The organism is Hymenobacter sp. 5317J-9, assembly GCF_022921075.1.
Taxonomy (GTDB): Bacteria; Bacteroidota; Bacteroidia; order Cytophagales; family Hymenobacteraceae; genus Hymenobacter.
Genome location: NZ_CP095050.1, coordinates 5,064,006 through 5,078,641, shown reverse-complemented (window position 1 = coordinate 5,078,641; position 14,636 = coordinate 5,064,006). Strand labels below are relative to the sequence as shown.

The 14,636-nt window shown below is 63.3% G+C and carries 9 protein-coding genes; 4 read left to right on the top strand and 5 right to left on the bottom strand.

Going from position 1 to position 14,636, the window contains the following annotated elements; genetic code table 11:
- The first annotated feature begins 254 nt into the window (after positions 1–254).
- A complete protein-coding gene (locus MUN81_RS21260) occupies positions 255–2,645 on the top strand; it encodes a hypothetical protein (protein WP_245114094.1) in 2,391 nt (796 codons plus the stop codon).
- Positions 2,646–3,110: 465 nt separating this feature from the next.
- On the top strand, positions 3,111–4,295 hold the full coding sequence (locus tag MUN81_RS21255) for a hypothetical protein (RefSeq protein WP_245114093.1): 1,185 nt from the start codon (positions 3,111–3,113) through the stop codon (positions 4,293–4,295).
- Between the two features lie 9 nt (positions 4,296–4,304).
- On the opposite strand, the gene MUN81_RS21250 is transcribed toward MUN81_RS21255, so the two are convergent.
- The 3 genes from MUN81_RS21250 to recQ form a co-directional block, all read right to left on the bottom strand.
- Positions 4,305–4,808 carry an EamA family transporter gene (locus tag MUN81_RS21250; protein WP_245114092.1) on the bottom strand — a complete coding sequence of 168 codons (504 nt, stop codon included), beginning with the start codon at positions 4,806–4,808 and terminating at the stop codon, positions 4,305–4,307.
- Between the two features lie 154 nt (positions 4,809–4,962).
- Complete coding sequence (locus tag MUN81_RS21245) at positions 4,963–7,059, bottom strand: M3 family metallopeptidase (protein ID WP_245114091.1); 2,097 nt, start codon at positions 7,057–7,059, stop codon at positions 4,963–4,965.
- 262 nt (positions 7,060–7,321) lie between these two features.
- On the bottom strand, positions 7,322–9,526 hold the full coding sequence (gene recQ, locus MUN81_RS21240) for a DNA helicase RecQ (RefSeq protein WP_245114090.1): 2,205 nt from the start codon (positions 9,524–9,526) through the stop codon (positions 7,322–7,324).
- A gap of 374 nt (positions 9,527–9,900) precedes the next feature.
- Here recQ and MUN81_RS21235 point away from each other — a divergent pair, with 374 nt between their 5' ends.
- Complete coding sequence (locus tag MUN81_RS21235; protein ID WP_245117429.1) at positions 9,901–10,857, top strand: KpsF/GutQ family sugar-phosphate isomerase; 957 nt, start codon at positions 9,901–9,903, stop codon at positions 10,855–10,857.
- 51 nt (positions 10,858–10,908) lie between these two features.
- A complete protein-coding gene (locus MUN81_RS21230) occupies positions 10,909–11,991 on the top strand; it encodes a mannose-1-phosphate guanylyltransferase (RefSeq protein WP_245114088.1) in 1,083 nt (360 codons plus the stop codon).
- A gap of 220 nt (positions 11,992–12,211) precedes the next feature.
- Here MUN81_RS21230 and rlmB read toward each other — a convergent pair whose 3' ends face one another.
- Positions 12,212–13,273, bottom strand: a complete 1,062-nt coding sequence (rlmB, locus tag MUN81_RS21225) for a 23S rRNA (guanosine(2251)-2'-O)-methyltransferase RlmB (protein ID WP_245114086.1) — start codon at positions 13,271–13,273, stop codon at positions 12,212–12,214.
- Positions 13,210–14,502, bottom strand: a complete 1,293-nt coding sequence (locus MUN81_RS21220) for a GWxTD domain-containing protein (RefSeq protein WP_245114085.1) — start codon at positions 14,500–14,502, stop codon at positions 13,210–13,212. Before MUN81_RS21220 ends, rlmB begins: the two co-directional genes overlap by 64 nt.
- Between the last annotated feature and the right edge of the window lie 134 nt (positions 14,503–14,636).

The window sequence follows — 14,636 nt, the reverse complement described above, 5'->3', positions numbered from 1 at the left end:
TCCCGCAGAATGAAAAACCGTTCCTGATACAGGAACGGTTTTTTTGTAAGCCCTGGCAAGCCCTGACGGTTGAAAAGGTGAGATAGATGGAAATCAAGTTCTTGCTGGCTTGATTTTGGCGGCAATAGCCTATCTTGTTTTCTCACTTTAATCCTTTTCCATATGCAGCACACTACTACCCGGGGGCCGCGCCAACAAGCAAAGCGTCTCTCTCTCTCTCTCTCTCTCTCTCTCTCTGCCTTTTTCTGGCGCTGATGAGCAGCTTGACGCATCCCGCTGTTGCGCAGCTCACAGTCTCGCCGCCCGACTGCGCCAAGCCGCCCGTGTATGACTACGTCATCGGCAACCCGGCGGCTCTCACCAACTACGTCGGCGGCCGCACGTTCCCGGTGGGCACCTACCACGTCATCGGCACGCTGCACTTTGAGACCGGCACGTACATCATCCAGCCCGGCACGAAGTTCTACGTCGACGGCACAATAGTAGTCTTCAAGGGGCGGCCCCGGGTGAGCGGCTACGCCTTCGTGCTGGGCAAGGGTGCCCGGCTCGAAGCCGAGGGGGCGCTGTTCACGGCTGCCTGCAACGGCAACCTGACCAAGCCTGCGGCCAACATGTGGCAGGGCATCTGGTTTGAGCACGACCGCGACGACCAACACCTCTACCTCGGCAAGAACTGCACCGTGGCGTACGCGGAATACGGCGTAAACGTGCCGCGGGCGGACACCAACGGCCCGGCGTCGACGGAGTACGACATCCGCGACTGTCGCTTCGAGCAAAACCTGTATGGCATCTGGGACCAGGGCCAGCGCGACAACCTGCACGGCGCGTACCTGGAAAGCGTGGCCTTGTTCTCCCAGCCCAGCCTGCTGCCGCCCTACCAGGCCAACCCCGCCGACACGTGGTCGATAGAAGCCTTGCACCTGACGCCCACCGTGGCCCCGGGCAACCCCGGCACGAACGGCGTGGCCCTGAAAAACATCCTCATCGAAGGCGCCATTTACGGGCTGGTGGCCAACAGCCCGTTTCAAGCGCCGCTGCGTTTCGACGGGGGGCTGAGCATCACCCGCGCCGTGCGGGCCGGCGTGTGGCTCGACGACGTGGGTGCGCTGTGGAATTTTCCCACGCACACGGCCATCGACATGAACACGGGCACCATCAATAACCGCAACTACCAAACAACGTGGACCCAGGGGACTGACCCGATGTACGGCATCGTCGGCAACAGCGCCAACATGCCCATCACGAATGCGCCCTACGCGACGGTTAGCATTGGCGGTGGCGTCATTGCCGCCTACGACACCGCCACTGCCTCGAAAGCCCAAACGGGAATCATGCTTAATCAGGCCTACAAAGGCTTTGCCAACCTGACTTTGCAGAACCTCACTTTCGGCCTCAGCCTAAGCGAAGGCGGTGGTGACCTCGCCGGCAACGTGTTTCAAAATTGCTGGCACGGCATCCGCATCCGGCCCAACCTTGGCTACACCGTGGACTTCACCATTGCCTGCAACGATTTTAGCGGCTCCAATGCCAGCACCTCATCCGCCATATTAATCGAAAACGACGCTTACCTGAATCAACAGGGCAACCCTAATCAACCCCAGGGAAATAAATTTGCCAACTACCTGAATGGCGACCATTCTCTGATGAATCGCAACGCAGGAAAGAGTTTTGTTTATTACCGCTACCAAGGTTCCGTTGATGAACAGGCTACTGCTGTGACAGATGGAGACCCAAACGTCTTTAACCCAACAGGCTCTGTTATCAGTACCACCAGTTCCTTTCCATTGGGTACGGGCCCGGGCACGCTGTGCCAGGCCACGCAGGGCGTTGCCACCGGGGCGCAGGCGCGGGGTGCCAACGCAACGGCGTACATGCAGGCGCTGATGGACACGCTCCGGCGCCAAGCGGCGCCCGCTCCCCGGCTGGGCCGCTACCAGGCCGCCATCCGGCAGTGGCTGCTGGCGCAACAGCCCGACACCGCCACCCTGGAAACCTACGTGGGCACGCTGGCCGCAGCCAACCCCGACGCCTTTTTTGGGCTGGGCTTCGACCTGCTGGAGCAATACCGCCGCGCCGGCCGACCGCTGGCCACGGCCCGGCTGCGCGCCCAATTGGCCGGCCGGGTGGCCGGCTACCCGGCCGCCGAGGCCCGGCTGGCGCTATTCGACGTGGTGGGCCGCGTCAGCAAGGCCGGCGCCTGGCCCGCCCGCAAGGTAACGGCCCTCGACAGCGCTGCTCTGCGCCGGGTGGCCCGCACGCCGGGCGGAGCCGCCGAGATGGCGGCGCTGTGGTTCAACTACCTCTACCCCCGCGCGGGCCTGCGCCCGGCTGCGGCGCGGCCGCAAGCTGCGGGGACGCAAACCGCTGCCACAAGCCAGGGCGCGGTGCGCGCCCTCTACCCTAATCCCGCGACCGACCGCCTGCACGTGGAAGCCACCGCGGGAACTGCCACGCAAACGGTGCGCGTGCGCCTGACCGATTTGCTGACCGGGCGCGTAATGCTGGAAAAGCTCTTGCCCGCGAACCAGCAGGGCCGCTATGAAGCCGACCTGGACGTGCTGGGCCTGCGGCCGGGGCAGTACGCCGCCACGCTGCTGGTGGACGGCATGCCCACCACCACGCAGAAAGTGTTGATTAATCGGTAAAAACCAGGGCTGGCTTGTCTCAACGTGTGAGAACAAACCGGTCCGTTAAACGGATTAATCATGAAAACGGCATGGGTATACGGGCTGTGGCTATTACTACTGGTAGCCGGGCCGTTGCAGCTTTGCGGGCAAGCAATAGGCAGTTGGGAGCGCACGGACTTATTTGGCAATCCCAATTCCACGAACGTGAGCAGCCAGTATAGGAATTTTATAACTGATGGTAAAGCAATAACTGTTTCAGCTAGCGGTTCGGTCATAAGCTATTGGGCGAAGTATACATTGCAAGGGCAACTGCTCTGGCAACGCAGCTTCAACAATGCCGCTGGGGGTTGGGTGGGTATTCCCTGGCGCAACGGTTTTTTTGCCTATGGTACACAGCCAGCCAACAACCGAATCGGAGTCACGGGGCTCTACAGCTGGGTAACAGGAAACGGTGACACGGTGCGCACGCGCAAGGCCCCTTCGGTGCGAACAGACCACGCAGGCCAGCATGCGGCCACGCGCGATGGGCGCTACTACATCGCCGGCTTGGGCGACAACAGCGGCACGGGCCAAACGCCGGTTTCCACGCACTTCTCGCTGGTGTGCCTTGACACGGCCGGCGTGCTGCGCTGGCAGCGCAACTACCTCAACCCCGTCATCCGCCTCGGGGCGCAGTTTCCCGCCGCCGTGGCCTACGCCTACCTGCGGCGCATCGTGGAAGCGCCGCGCCGGGGCTGGCTCCTGCTGGGCGACGCCCAGCGCGACTCGGTCAACTACCAGCTCTACGCCCTCGAGGTCGACTCGGGCGGGCAGCCCCGGCGCGCACGCTGGATAGAGCCCTTCGGCCGCGCCGCCTTCGTGCAGATGTTTGCCTCGGCCGGGGCCCTGCGCCTGCGCGACGGCAGCGGCTACGTCGTGTCGGGCCAGGCGCAGCTGGATTCGCTGGGCGGGCGGGCGCGCACCCACGGCTTCGTGGCCCGGCTCGACACGGCCCTGCGCGTGGTGTGGCGCACGCTGTTGGAGGCGCCGCTGCCGATGGGCGGCTTCACCGACACCGACCGGTTCACGGCCCAGGTACAGGAAGCGGCCGACGGCAGCCTGCGCGTGCTCACCTACGCCGCCCGGCCGCGCCCGGCACCGAATGAGTTCGAGGTGCTGCACCTGAGCGCGCAGGGCCGCCTGACCCAACGCGACACCTACTGCTCGCAGGCGCTGACCGCGGCCCTGCCCCAAAGCTGGCAGCTGCTGCCCGGCGACAGCACGATTGTGGTCAGCGGCCGGGGCCAGCAGCGCAGCCCGAGCGGCCAGCTGCTGGCCCAGCCGGCGTGGCTGGCCTATTTCGAGCGGCCCTGCCGCAGCCAGTTCGTGCCCGTGGTGTCGGCTGTTCGCCCAGGCGCGGTCCCGGCCGGGGCCGTGGTGCTCTACCCGCAGCCGGCCGCGCCGGGCGGCACGGTGCGGCTGGCGCTGGCCCGGCCGCTGGGCGGGGCCGCGCGGGTGCAGCTGCTCGACGCGCTGGGCCGCGCCGTGGCGGCGGTGGCCGCCGAACCCGTGGGGGGCGAGCTGGCCGTGGCCCTGCCGGCCGGGCTGGCGCCCGGCCTCTACGCCGTGCGCGTGCTGGCCCAGGGTCGCCCCGTGGCCACGGCCCGCCTGCTGGTGCAGGCGCCGTAAGCTATTGGGCTAAGCCGCTGGCTTCGATTCGTAGATGGTCGTCCCGGTCTCGGGACGACCATTTTTTTTGCTGGCATCCTCGGGCTTCTCAGTTGGCTTGGCGAAGGCGATGAGCAGCGCCCCGCTGGCCATGAGCCCGGCGCCGAGCATCACCTGCCACGTGAGTTTCTCCTTCAGGAAAATGGCGGCTAAGGTTACCGAAAACACCAGGGCCACGTTGGTGAGCGGCGAGACGCGCGAGGCATCGCCGATGGACAGGGCCCGAAAGGACAGGAGGGAGGACGCGGCCGTGAGGATACCGGCTGCAATGAGGAACATCCAGCTTTTGCGCTCAATTTTGCCCAGGTCGGGCAGCAGGTTTTCCCACAGCACCGTGCCCCACGACACAATGATTATCAGCACGGCCTGAATGGCAAACGCCAGGCTGGGCGGTACGTTTTTGATGCCTGCTTTCGACAAGGTGACCACAGTAGCCGACACCAACGCCGCCAGCAACGCAAATACAACCCACATATATAGTTCGCTAAGTATTTGCCAGGCAGCACGCTAGGCACTTAGGCCATACGCGGCGCCGGGGCCAGAGTTCGACAGGCTTCGCAGCCGGAAACAAAAAAGGCCGCTTGGGGAAGCGGCCTTTTTTGTTTGGAAGCGTGCCTTCGTCGGTCCTTTACAGCCCCAGCGACTTGAAGAAGGCGTCCTGGTTGGGCTCGCGGCCCAGGAAGTTTTTCACCAGGGTGTATTCCTCGTCGGTACCGCCTTTGGCCAGGATGTAGTCGCGGTAGCGCAGGCCGGTTTTGCTGTCCATGATGCCGTTTTTCTCAAACACCGAGAACATGTCCTCGGCGTACACCTTCGACCACATGTAGCCGTAGTAGCCCGCGCCGTAGCCCGTGAGGTGCCCGAAAGCGGCCTGCATGTTGGTGCCGTCGAGGTAGGCGAAGGGCGTAATCTGGTTTTGCAGCTTTTTGAGCACGTCGGTAGTCGTCTCGGTGCCGTTCGGGTCGAAACGGTCGTGCAAAGTCATGTCCAGTGTGCCGTATAGAATTTGCTGCGAGGCGGCCAGGCCCGAGCCCACGTTGCGGGCCGTCCACATCTTGTCGTACAGCGGCTTGGGCAGCACCTCGCCGGTCTGGTAGTGTTTGGCGAAAGTTTTAAGGGCGTCGTAGTTCCAGGCCCAGTTTTCCAGGATTTGCGAAGGAGCTTCCACGAAGTCGCGCTTCACGCTGGTGCCCGACTGCGCCGACAACTCGGCCGTGGTCAGCAGGTTGTGCATCACGTGGCCAAACTCGTGGAAGAAGGTCACCACCTGGCTGTGGCTCATCAGGGCCGGCTTGCCGGCCGTGGGCGCGTTGAAGTTGCAGAGCAGCACGGCCGTGGGCAGTTGGTAGCCTTTGGCCGTGGCGCGGCCCGACTGCACGCCAAAGCAAGCCGCGTGGGTGTACTTGTTGTCGCGCGGGTACAGGTCGATGTAGAAGCGCCCGATGAGCTTGCCGTCGCGCTGCACCTCAAACATGCGCGCGTCTTTGTGCCACACTGAGGGGTTTTTCACCTCGTTGAACTTCAAGGCAAACAGCTGCTGCGTGGTGTTGAAGAGGCCATCCACCACATGGTTCACCTCGAAGTACTCCTTCACTTTCTCCGCGTCGACCTGGTACTTGTTCTGCATCAGCAAGTTGCTGTAGAAAGACGTTTCCCAGGGCGCTATCGTCTTCACGTTCACGTCCTTCAGGTAGGCGCGCTTCACGGCCAGCAGCTCGTCGAGGTCCTGCTGGCTTTTCACCTTCACCCGGTCCACCAGCTTGGTTTCGAAGGCCCACACGGTTTCGGGGTTTTTCACCATGCGGCTGCTGGTTTGGTAGGCCGCGTAGGTTTTGTAGCCCAGCAGCTGGGCTTTTTTCTGGCGCTCAATGAGCAGCTGCTTCAGCACGGGCAGATTGGCTTCGGCCGCGCGGTTGTTGTAGAGCGTGTAGAGCTGCTTGCGCATGGGTTCCGACTCCGCGTACTTCATGAACGTGGTGTAGGAAGGCCCGTCCACGTTGATGCGGTACATCGCGCCCTCGCGCGGGCGGCTCTTGACGTAATCGTCGGGCAAGCCTTTCATGTCGGCCTCGCTCACCAGCAAAAAGCTCCGGTCTTTGGCAATGTTGGCCCCAAAGGCCAGGCTCAGGTCGGCAATTTTGTCGTTGAGCTTTTGCAGTTCCTGGCGCTTCTCGGGCGTCAGCGCGAAGCCGTTGCGCTCGTATTCGTCCACGGTTTCGGTCAGGAACTTCTTGCGCGGGCCGGTCAGGGCCATGGCCTCCTTGGTTTTCGAGTAGTCCTTCACGGCCCGGTAGAGCTTTTCATCCAGCTCCAGCTCGTTGCCATACTTGCTGATAAGGGCCAGGCTGCGCTCGGCCTGGTTGCGCACCGCCGAATCGGGGCTGGCGTTGAACAAGATGCTGATGGGGCCGGCCACGCTGCCAAAGTTGTCGCTCATGGCATCCAGCGGCAGCATGGTATTGGCGAAGGTGCGCTTGCCGGCCGGCACGCTGTAAATGGCCGTCAGGGCCGTTTTGGTGTTGGCAATGGCCAGGGTGGTGGCCTGCTGCACATCGGCCTTGGTAGCCTTGCTGAACGCAATGGGCTGGTTGAAAGCCGGCATCAGCGGGTTGGCGGGCGCTTTGGGGGCCGCGGGCGGGCCGCCGGCGTGGGCCTCAAGCGCGCTCATGGAGAGCAGCGCCAGTGCGCCGCGCAGAACCGCCCGGCAAGAAAAAGAAGTCGTCATACTTTAAAGCAGAAAAGTTAAAATGTCTGGCAAGTTAACAGGCGGTTGATTTCAGCAGGTCGTTTATGGGCGCCTGTCATCCTGAGCGCAGCGAAGGACCTTATCACGCTCGCACCGTCTGGACTACAGTAAATTGTTCTTCGGTGATAAGGTCCTTCGCTGCGCTCAGGATGACAGACGTGCACCAAAAAGCCGCCCCAACGAAACAACCTCTTGCGTGAGGTTGCTTCGTTGGGGCGGCTTCCGTGGATGCCAGCTCCGATTAGTTGGCCACTTCGCTGATGAACTTGATGCGCACCAGCCGCAGCTCTTCTTCGCTGAACTCGTCGCCCATTTCCTTCATGGCCACGGCAATGTTGTCGGTAGTGGCCGACATGAAGTAGTCGTAAATCTCGTCCTGGCGGTCTTCCTCCACCATTTCGTTCAGGTAGTAATCCAGGTTCAGGCGGGTGCCGGAGTAGCAGATGTGCTCGATTTCCTCCATCAGTTCCGTCATCGAAATGCCCTTCGACGAGGCCACGTCCTCCAGCATCATCTTCTTGTCGATTTGCTGGATGATGTAGATTTTGATTTTTGAGCGGTTCACGGCCGACTTCACCACCACGTCTTCCGCGGTTTCGATGTCGTTGTCTTCCACGTACTTCTTGATGGCGGCCACGAACGGCGCGCCAAACTTCTGGGCCTTGCCCTGGCCCACGCCCGACACGTGCGTGAGGTCGTGCAGGGTGGTGGGGTAGGTGGTGGCCATCTCCTTCAGGCTTGGGTCCTGGAAGAGGACGTAAGGCGGCAGGTTCTTCTGCTTGGCCACCTGCTTGCGCAGCTCCTTGAGCTGGGTGAACAGGGCTTCGTCGTGGCCGGCGGCCTGCTGCACTTCCTCTTTTTCCTCGTCGGCCTTCTGCTCGGCGTCGAAGTTGTGGTCGCGCGTCAGCGTGATGGAGTACGGGTTCTCGATGAAGTCCATGCCCTTGTCGGTGATGCGCACCAGGCCCAGGCTGTCGATGTCCTTTTCCAGGAAGCCGTTGAGCAGGCACTGGCGCAGCACCGAGTGCCAGAACTGCGCGTCGCCCAGCTCCTTGCCCTGGCCGTACACCGGCAGCGCGTTGTGGGCGTAGCTCTCAATGTGCGGGTTGCTGAGCCCCAGCAGCACCTGGCCGATGTGCGTCAGGTTGAAGCGGGCCTCCGTTTGCACCACGGCGCGCAGGGCCAGGCCCACGGCCGCTTCGCCCTCAAACCGCTCCTTGGGGTGCTTGCAGTTGTCGCAGAAGCCGCAGTCTTTCTCCAGCACCTCGCCGAAATAGTGCAGCAGCTGCCGGCGCCGGCACACCGACGACTCGGCGTAGTTCGTCATTTCGGCCAGCAGCTGGTGGGCGTTGTCGCGCTCGGTCACCGGCTTGTCCTTGCTGAACTTCTCCAGCTTCAGAATGTCGTCGTAGCTGTAGAACATCAGGCAGTTGCCTTCCAGGCCGTCGCGGCCGCCGCGGCCGGTTTCCTGGTAGTAGCCCTCAATGGATTTGGGCGCGTCGTAGTGCACCACAAAGCGCACGTCGGGCTTGTCGATGCCCATGCCGAAGGCAATGGTGGCCACGATAACGTCGCACTCCTCGTTCAGGAAGGCGTCCTGGTTGTCGATGCGGGTTTGCTGGTCGAGGCCGGCGTGGTAGGGGCGGGCGCGCACGTCGTTCACGCGCAGCAGCTCGGCTATTTCCTCCACTTTCTTGCGGCTCAGGCAGTAGATGATGCCGGCCTTGCCCTTGTGCTGCTTCACGTACTGAATCAGCTGCTTCTTGGTGTTGTGCTTGGCGCGCACCTCGTAGTAAAGGTTGGTGCGGTTGAAGCTGGTTTTAAACACCGAAGCGTCGTCCATCTGCAGGTTCTTCTGGATATCCAGCTGCACTTTGGGCGTGGCCGTGGCCGTGAGGGCAATAATGGGCACGTTGCCGCCCAGGTTGTCGATGATGCCGCGAATCTTGCGGTACTCGGGCCGAAAGTCGTGGCCCCATTCCGAGATGCAGTGGGCCTCGTCGATGGCCACGAAACTGATGGTGCTTTTCAGCAGAAACTCAATGGTGTCGTCCTTGGTCAGGCTTTCGGGGGCCACGTAGAGCAGGCGCACGTCGCCGTTCATCACGTCTTTCTTGACGCGGTTCATCTCCGTTTTGGTCAGCGTCGAATTGTACACCTGGGCATTCACACCAAAAGCGCCGAGCTGGTCGACCTGGTTTTTCATCAGGGCGATGAGCGGCGAAATGACGATGGCCGTGCCCGGCAGCACCAGGGCCGGCAGCTGGTAGCACAGGCTTTTGCCCGCGCCCGTAGGCATGATGACAAAGGTGTTGCGCCCCGCCAGTATGTTCTGAATAACAGCTTCCTGCGTCCCGCGAAACTGGCCGTAGCCGAATACTTCCTTAAGTGTATGTTTCAAGTCGGCCGTGAGGACCGGGGATTCTTGAAGGGCAACTGTTGACATAGTTCGTAAGCTCAGATGAGGTGCGTATGGAAGCGCGGTTCTTAACGAAGATAAGCACGAGGATTGTTTTTTAACGTGAAAAATGGTGTTTTTCGTGAATTGTGGAAAACAATTTCGTAACGCCAAATGAGTGGCCGTGTGCCCGGTAAAATGCAAATGCCAGACGAACAATGCTTTTGCAAACGGCAATGGGATGGGCCCATTTAGCGGTTGAAAACGAACGGTTCAAAGCCGTTGTTGGGGGCGTTGGGGCGGCGGCGCTGGCTTAGCTTCTATCGCCGAATTTTGCAGCGTCATTTCCTGCTTTGCCCATGCCTGCTTCCTCGCACCTCGCTCACTCGGCTGCCCCTGGCGCCGCCCCTTCGCCCGCCGATATGCTCACCATTGCCCGGCAGGTGCTGCACGAAGAGGCCGCCGCCCTGCACGACGTAGCCGAGGCCATTGCCGCCACGCCCGACTTTGCGCGCTGCGTGCAGGCCATTCTGCAGCTCAAGGGCCGCGTCGTGGTCACGGGCATTGGCAAAAGCGCGCACGTGGCCGGCAAAATCGTGGCCACGCTCAACAGCACCGGCACGCCGGCCCTGTTCATGCACGCCGCCGATGCCATCCACGGCGACCTGGGCATGATTCAGCCCGAAGACTTTGTCATCGCCATCAGCAAGAGCGGCGACACGCCCGAAATCAAAGTATTGGTGCCGCTGCTGCGCCGCAAGGGCGTGCCGCTGGCCGCCCTCGTCAGCCGCGCCGACTCCTACCTGGGCCAGCAGGCTACCTACATCCTGCACGCGCCGGTGGCCAAAGAGGCCTGCCCCAACAACTTGGCACCCACCACCAGCACCACCGCGGCGCTGGCCCTCGGCGATGCTCTGGCCGTGTGCCTGCTCGAAAGCCGGCAGTTCACCGCTGCTGATTTTGCCCGCCTGCACCCCGGCGGCACGCTCGGCAAGCGCCTTTACCTGAAAGTGGGCGACCTCAGCCGTCAGAACCAGCGCCCGCAGGTGACGGAAGATGCCCCGCTGAAGGAAGTGCTGCTCGAAATATCGGGCAAGCGCCTGGGGGCCACGGCCGTGCTGGACGCCGCCGGTCAGCTGGCTGGCATCATCACCGATGGCGACCTGCGCCGCATGCTGGGTAGCTTCTCGGACCTGGAAAACCTGCGCGCCCGCGACATCCTCACGCCCCGCCCGGCCACCATCGACATCGAGGACTTTGCCGCCGAAGCGCTGGCCCGCATGCAGCAGCGCAACATTACGCAGCTGGTGGTGACGGAAGGGGGCGCGTTTGCCGGCTTCATTCACCTGCACGACTTGCTGCGTGAGGGCCTCGTGTAGCGGGCCCGGGCCTTGTGCTGCACGTTCGGCTCCGGTCTTACCTTTGCCCCAATGAATTCCACTTACCTCGTTGTCATGGCGGGCGGCATTGGCAGCCGCTTCTGGCCGTTTAGTCGCACCCACCACCCCAAGCAATTTCATGATGTGCTGGGCGTTGGCCGTTCCATGCTCCAGCTTACCGTGGACCGGTTTGCGGGCGTGTGCCCTCCCGAAAACGTGTTCGTGGTCACCAACCGCGACTACACCGACCTGGTGCACGAGCACCTGCCCGAACTGCCCCTCGACCAGATTCTGGGCGAGCCCATCGGGCGCAACACGGCCCCGTGCATTGCCTACGCCAGCTACCGCATTGCCCAGCGCGACCCGCAGGCCACCATCATCGTAACGCCCGCCGACCACGCCGTGCTGCGCGAAGACGAATTCCGTCGCCTCATCCGCAAGGCCGTGGACGCCGCCCGGGCCCACGACGTGCTCATCACGCTCGGCATTCAGCCCTCGCGCCCCGACACCGGCTACGGGTACATTCAGTACATGGACGAGCAGAGCCTGCCCGGCGGCGAGCTGCACAAGGTGAAAACCTTTACCGAAAAGCCCAATCTGGAGCTGGCCCGCATGTTTGTGGAAAGTGGCGACTTCCTCTGGAATTCCGGCCTGTTTGTGTGGCGGGCCGATGTCGTTATCAACGCCTTCCACCAGTACCTGAGCGACATTGCCGAGGTATTTGATGAGGGGGTGGCGCAGCTCGGCACGCCCCAGGAAGAAGAATTTATCAGCGAAGCCTATTCGCGCTGCCGCAACATCAGCATCGACTACGGCGTGATGGAAAAGGCGGACAACGTGTACGTACTGCCCGCCGACTTCGGCTGGAGCGACGTGGGTACCTGGGACTCGCTGCACCGCATCGGCCAGCACGACGACAATGGCAACATGGTGAGCGGCGACGTGCTGCTCTACGACACCACCGGCTGCGTCATCAAAACGCCGTCGGAGCGTCTGGTGGTGGTGCAGGGCCTGGAAGACTACATCGTGGCCGAGTACGACAACGTGCTGCTCATCTGCAAGCGCAGCGAGGAGCAGCGCGTGAAAGACTTTGTGGCCGATGTGAAAGCAAAGAAGGGAGCCGGGTATAACTAGGCCTGTCTTGGCCTCGTGCGGAGTCGCCTGTCATTGCGAGGGCGCAGCCCGTGGCAATCCGTCCTCTTAATGCGACCAGCCTGCTAACGTGAAAAGTCTGTCCAAAACGAAAAGCCCCGGCACTGCGCAGTGCCGGGGCTTTTCACATGTTGGGGGCTGGTCGCATTAAGAGGACGGATTGCCGCGTTGCGCTGCGCTCCACTCGCAATGACACGGTGCGTTACTCTGCTGCCACCCGCTGGCGGGCCACTTCAAACAGCATGATGCCAGCGGCCACGCCCACGTTGAGGCTCTGAATCTGGCCGCTCATGGGCACTTTCAGCTTCACGTCGGCCAGGTTTAGCAGGTCGGGCGAGATGCCGTCTTCTTCCGAGCCCATGAGCACGGCCACGGGGCCGCTGAAATCGACCTGGGCGGTGCCCACGGCTTCATCGGCTTTCTCGGTACAGGCCACTACCGTGATGCCCGACTGCTGGAGGAAACGAACGGTTTCGTGCAAACTCACCTCGCGGCACACCGGCAGGATGTTGAGCGCGCCGGCCGAGGTTTTCAGGGCGTCGCCGTTGATTTGAGCCGCGCCGCGGCTGGGCACCACGATGGCATGCACGCCCAGGCACTCGGCGGTGCGGGCAATGGCGCCAAAGTTGCGCACGTCGGTGATGCGGTCGAGTAGCAGCAGGAAGGGCACTTTGCCTTCCTCAAACAGCCCAGATACGATGTTATCGAGCGGGGCGTAGTCGATGGGCGACACGAAGGCCACGGCGCCCTGGTGGTTTTTGCGCGTCAGGTTGTCGAGCTTCTCCACGGGCACCATCTGTACCTGAATGCCCGCCTCGCGGGCGGCAGTGGAGATGTCCGTAACGAGGCTGTTCTTGGTACCGCGCAGCAGGAAAATCTTTTCCAGCGTGCGGCCGGCGCTCAGCGCTTCCAGAATGGGGCGCAGGCCAAACAGCATGTCGATGCTCGACGCCTGGGCCGGGCGGTTTTCATAGCGGGGCCGGTCGTTGCCACCGCGCCCGCCGCCTTCGCGGTAGGGCGGGCGCGACTCGCTGCGCTCCGGGCGGGCGGGACGGTCGGCGCCGAAGTCGTCGCGGTTGTCGGAGCCGCCGCGGCCGCGGGGGCGGGCGGGACGGTCGTCAAACTCGCTGCCGCCGCGGTCGGGGCGGAACTGTTTGGGGGTGACGGGGCGGTTGGCGCCGTCGTAAAAGCGGCGGCCGGCTACCGGGCGGGCAGGTCGCTGGGGACGTTCGGGCCGGTCAGGGCGGTCGGTGGGGTTCTCCATTTTTCAACGGCGGCATACCAGAGCAATTCGTACTCGGGCCGGCGCACCAATTCGTAGTAATCAGGGGCAAAGGTACTCGGCCGGGGCCGGAAGGTGAACGTGACCGAGCCGCCGCCCAGGCCCGCGTCCGGGTAAAACCACCGCTCTTCGCCGTCAAACAGCCGTCGCACGCTCGGCGGCGGGCCCATCACCACGTACAGCAGGCCCCTATCCGTGAGCCAGCCGGCCTTGTGGGCGGCAAATAATTCGTTGGCGGCCATCACCCGGCCGTAGTAGCGCCGGATAAGCTCCTTGCCCAGCTTCTGGTTGCCCTGGGCGATGTCGAGCCAGAACCGGTCCACGGCGCGCTTGGGGTCGGGGGCGTCGGTAAGTTTTTTGCGTTCCTGGCTGGTGGTGAGGTAGCGCAGCGGCTCGATGAGCTCGGCGGCCGTGGTGAGCTCGGGGTAGCGGTTGGGAGCCACCATCACGGCCAGGGTGCGGGGCTTGCTGCCCGCGGCCCCGCCCACGCGCAGGGCGTACAGGCCCGCGTCGTCGAAGCGCAAGGGCTGACCGGGGCGGGTAGCGGCCGAGTCCATCACAGGCAGCGTGCGGGGGCCGGCGGGCATGGCGGCCGGGTTGGTCATGGGCGGCAGGGCCGGGGTTGGGTTCACGGCGTAGCGCTTCCAGCGCACAGGCTGGTAGAGGCCGTAGCTGTCCACGCCGAAGGTTTCGCCGGCCTGCACGTAGCGCCGCAGCAGGGGCTGGCCCACCGAGTCGATGAGCACAAACGGGCGGGCCAGCACGGCCTCCGTCAGGCGCAGCCAGGCCGTGGTGGTGGGCTCCTGGTAGTCGTCTTTGGCATCGGGCGGGGCAGTGGTAAGCTGCAGCACAGCGCCAGCCGGCAGACGCGCCGCGGCCACGCAGAAGCTCAGGCGCACGCCATCGGGGAAGGGGATGGGGTGCTGCTGGCGGCGCGGCACGCTGTCCTGCCACAGCGGCTGGCGGGCCTCATAGCTGGGCCAGGCCGTGAGCCGCAGGGGGTGCCCGGGGCCCAGGCGGGCGGGCGGCGGCAGGCGCAGGTAGAAGCGCAGGCTGTCGCCCTCGCGGCGGGTGTCCACGTCGAGGCGGGCCACGTCGCGGTAGAGGCCGGCGTAGTCGGGGCGCGGGGCCAGGGGCTGGCGAGACACATTCGCCGCCAGCGTTACCAGCACGGCACCCCCGAAAAGGCTAATTCCAAAAATGCGTTTCACAGCCATAAAAAAGGTAGGTCAGGCAGCCAGAGTACGTCAAATTAGCCATTCCTCGTCGCAAACGCTCAAGCGCGGCCATTGTTACGGCGAAACAATTAGTGGCCTAAAAGAAAAAAGGCCGACCCGCTACTTGC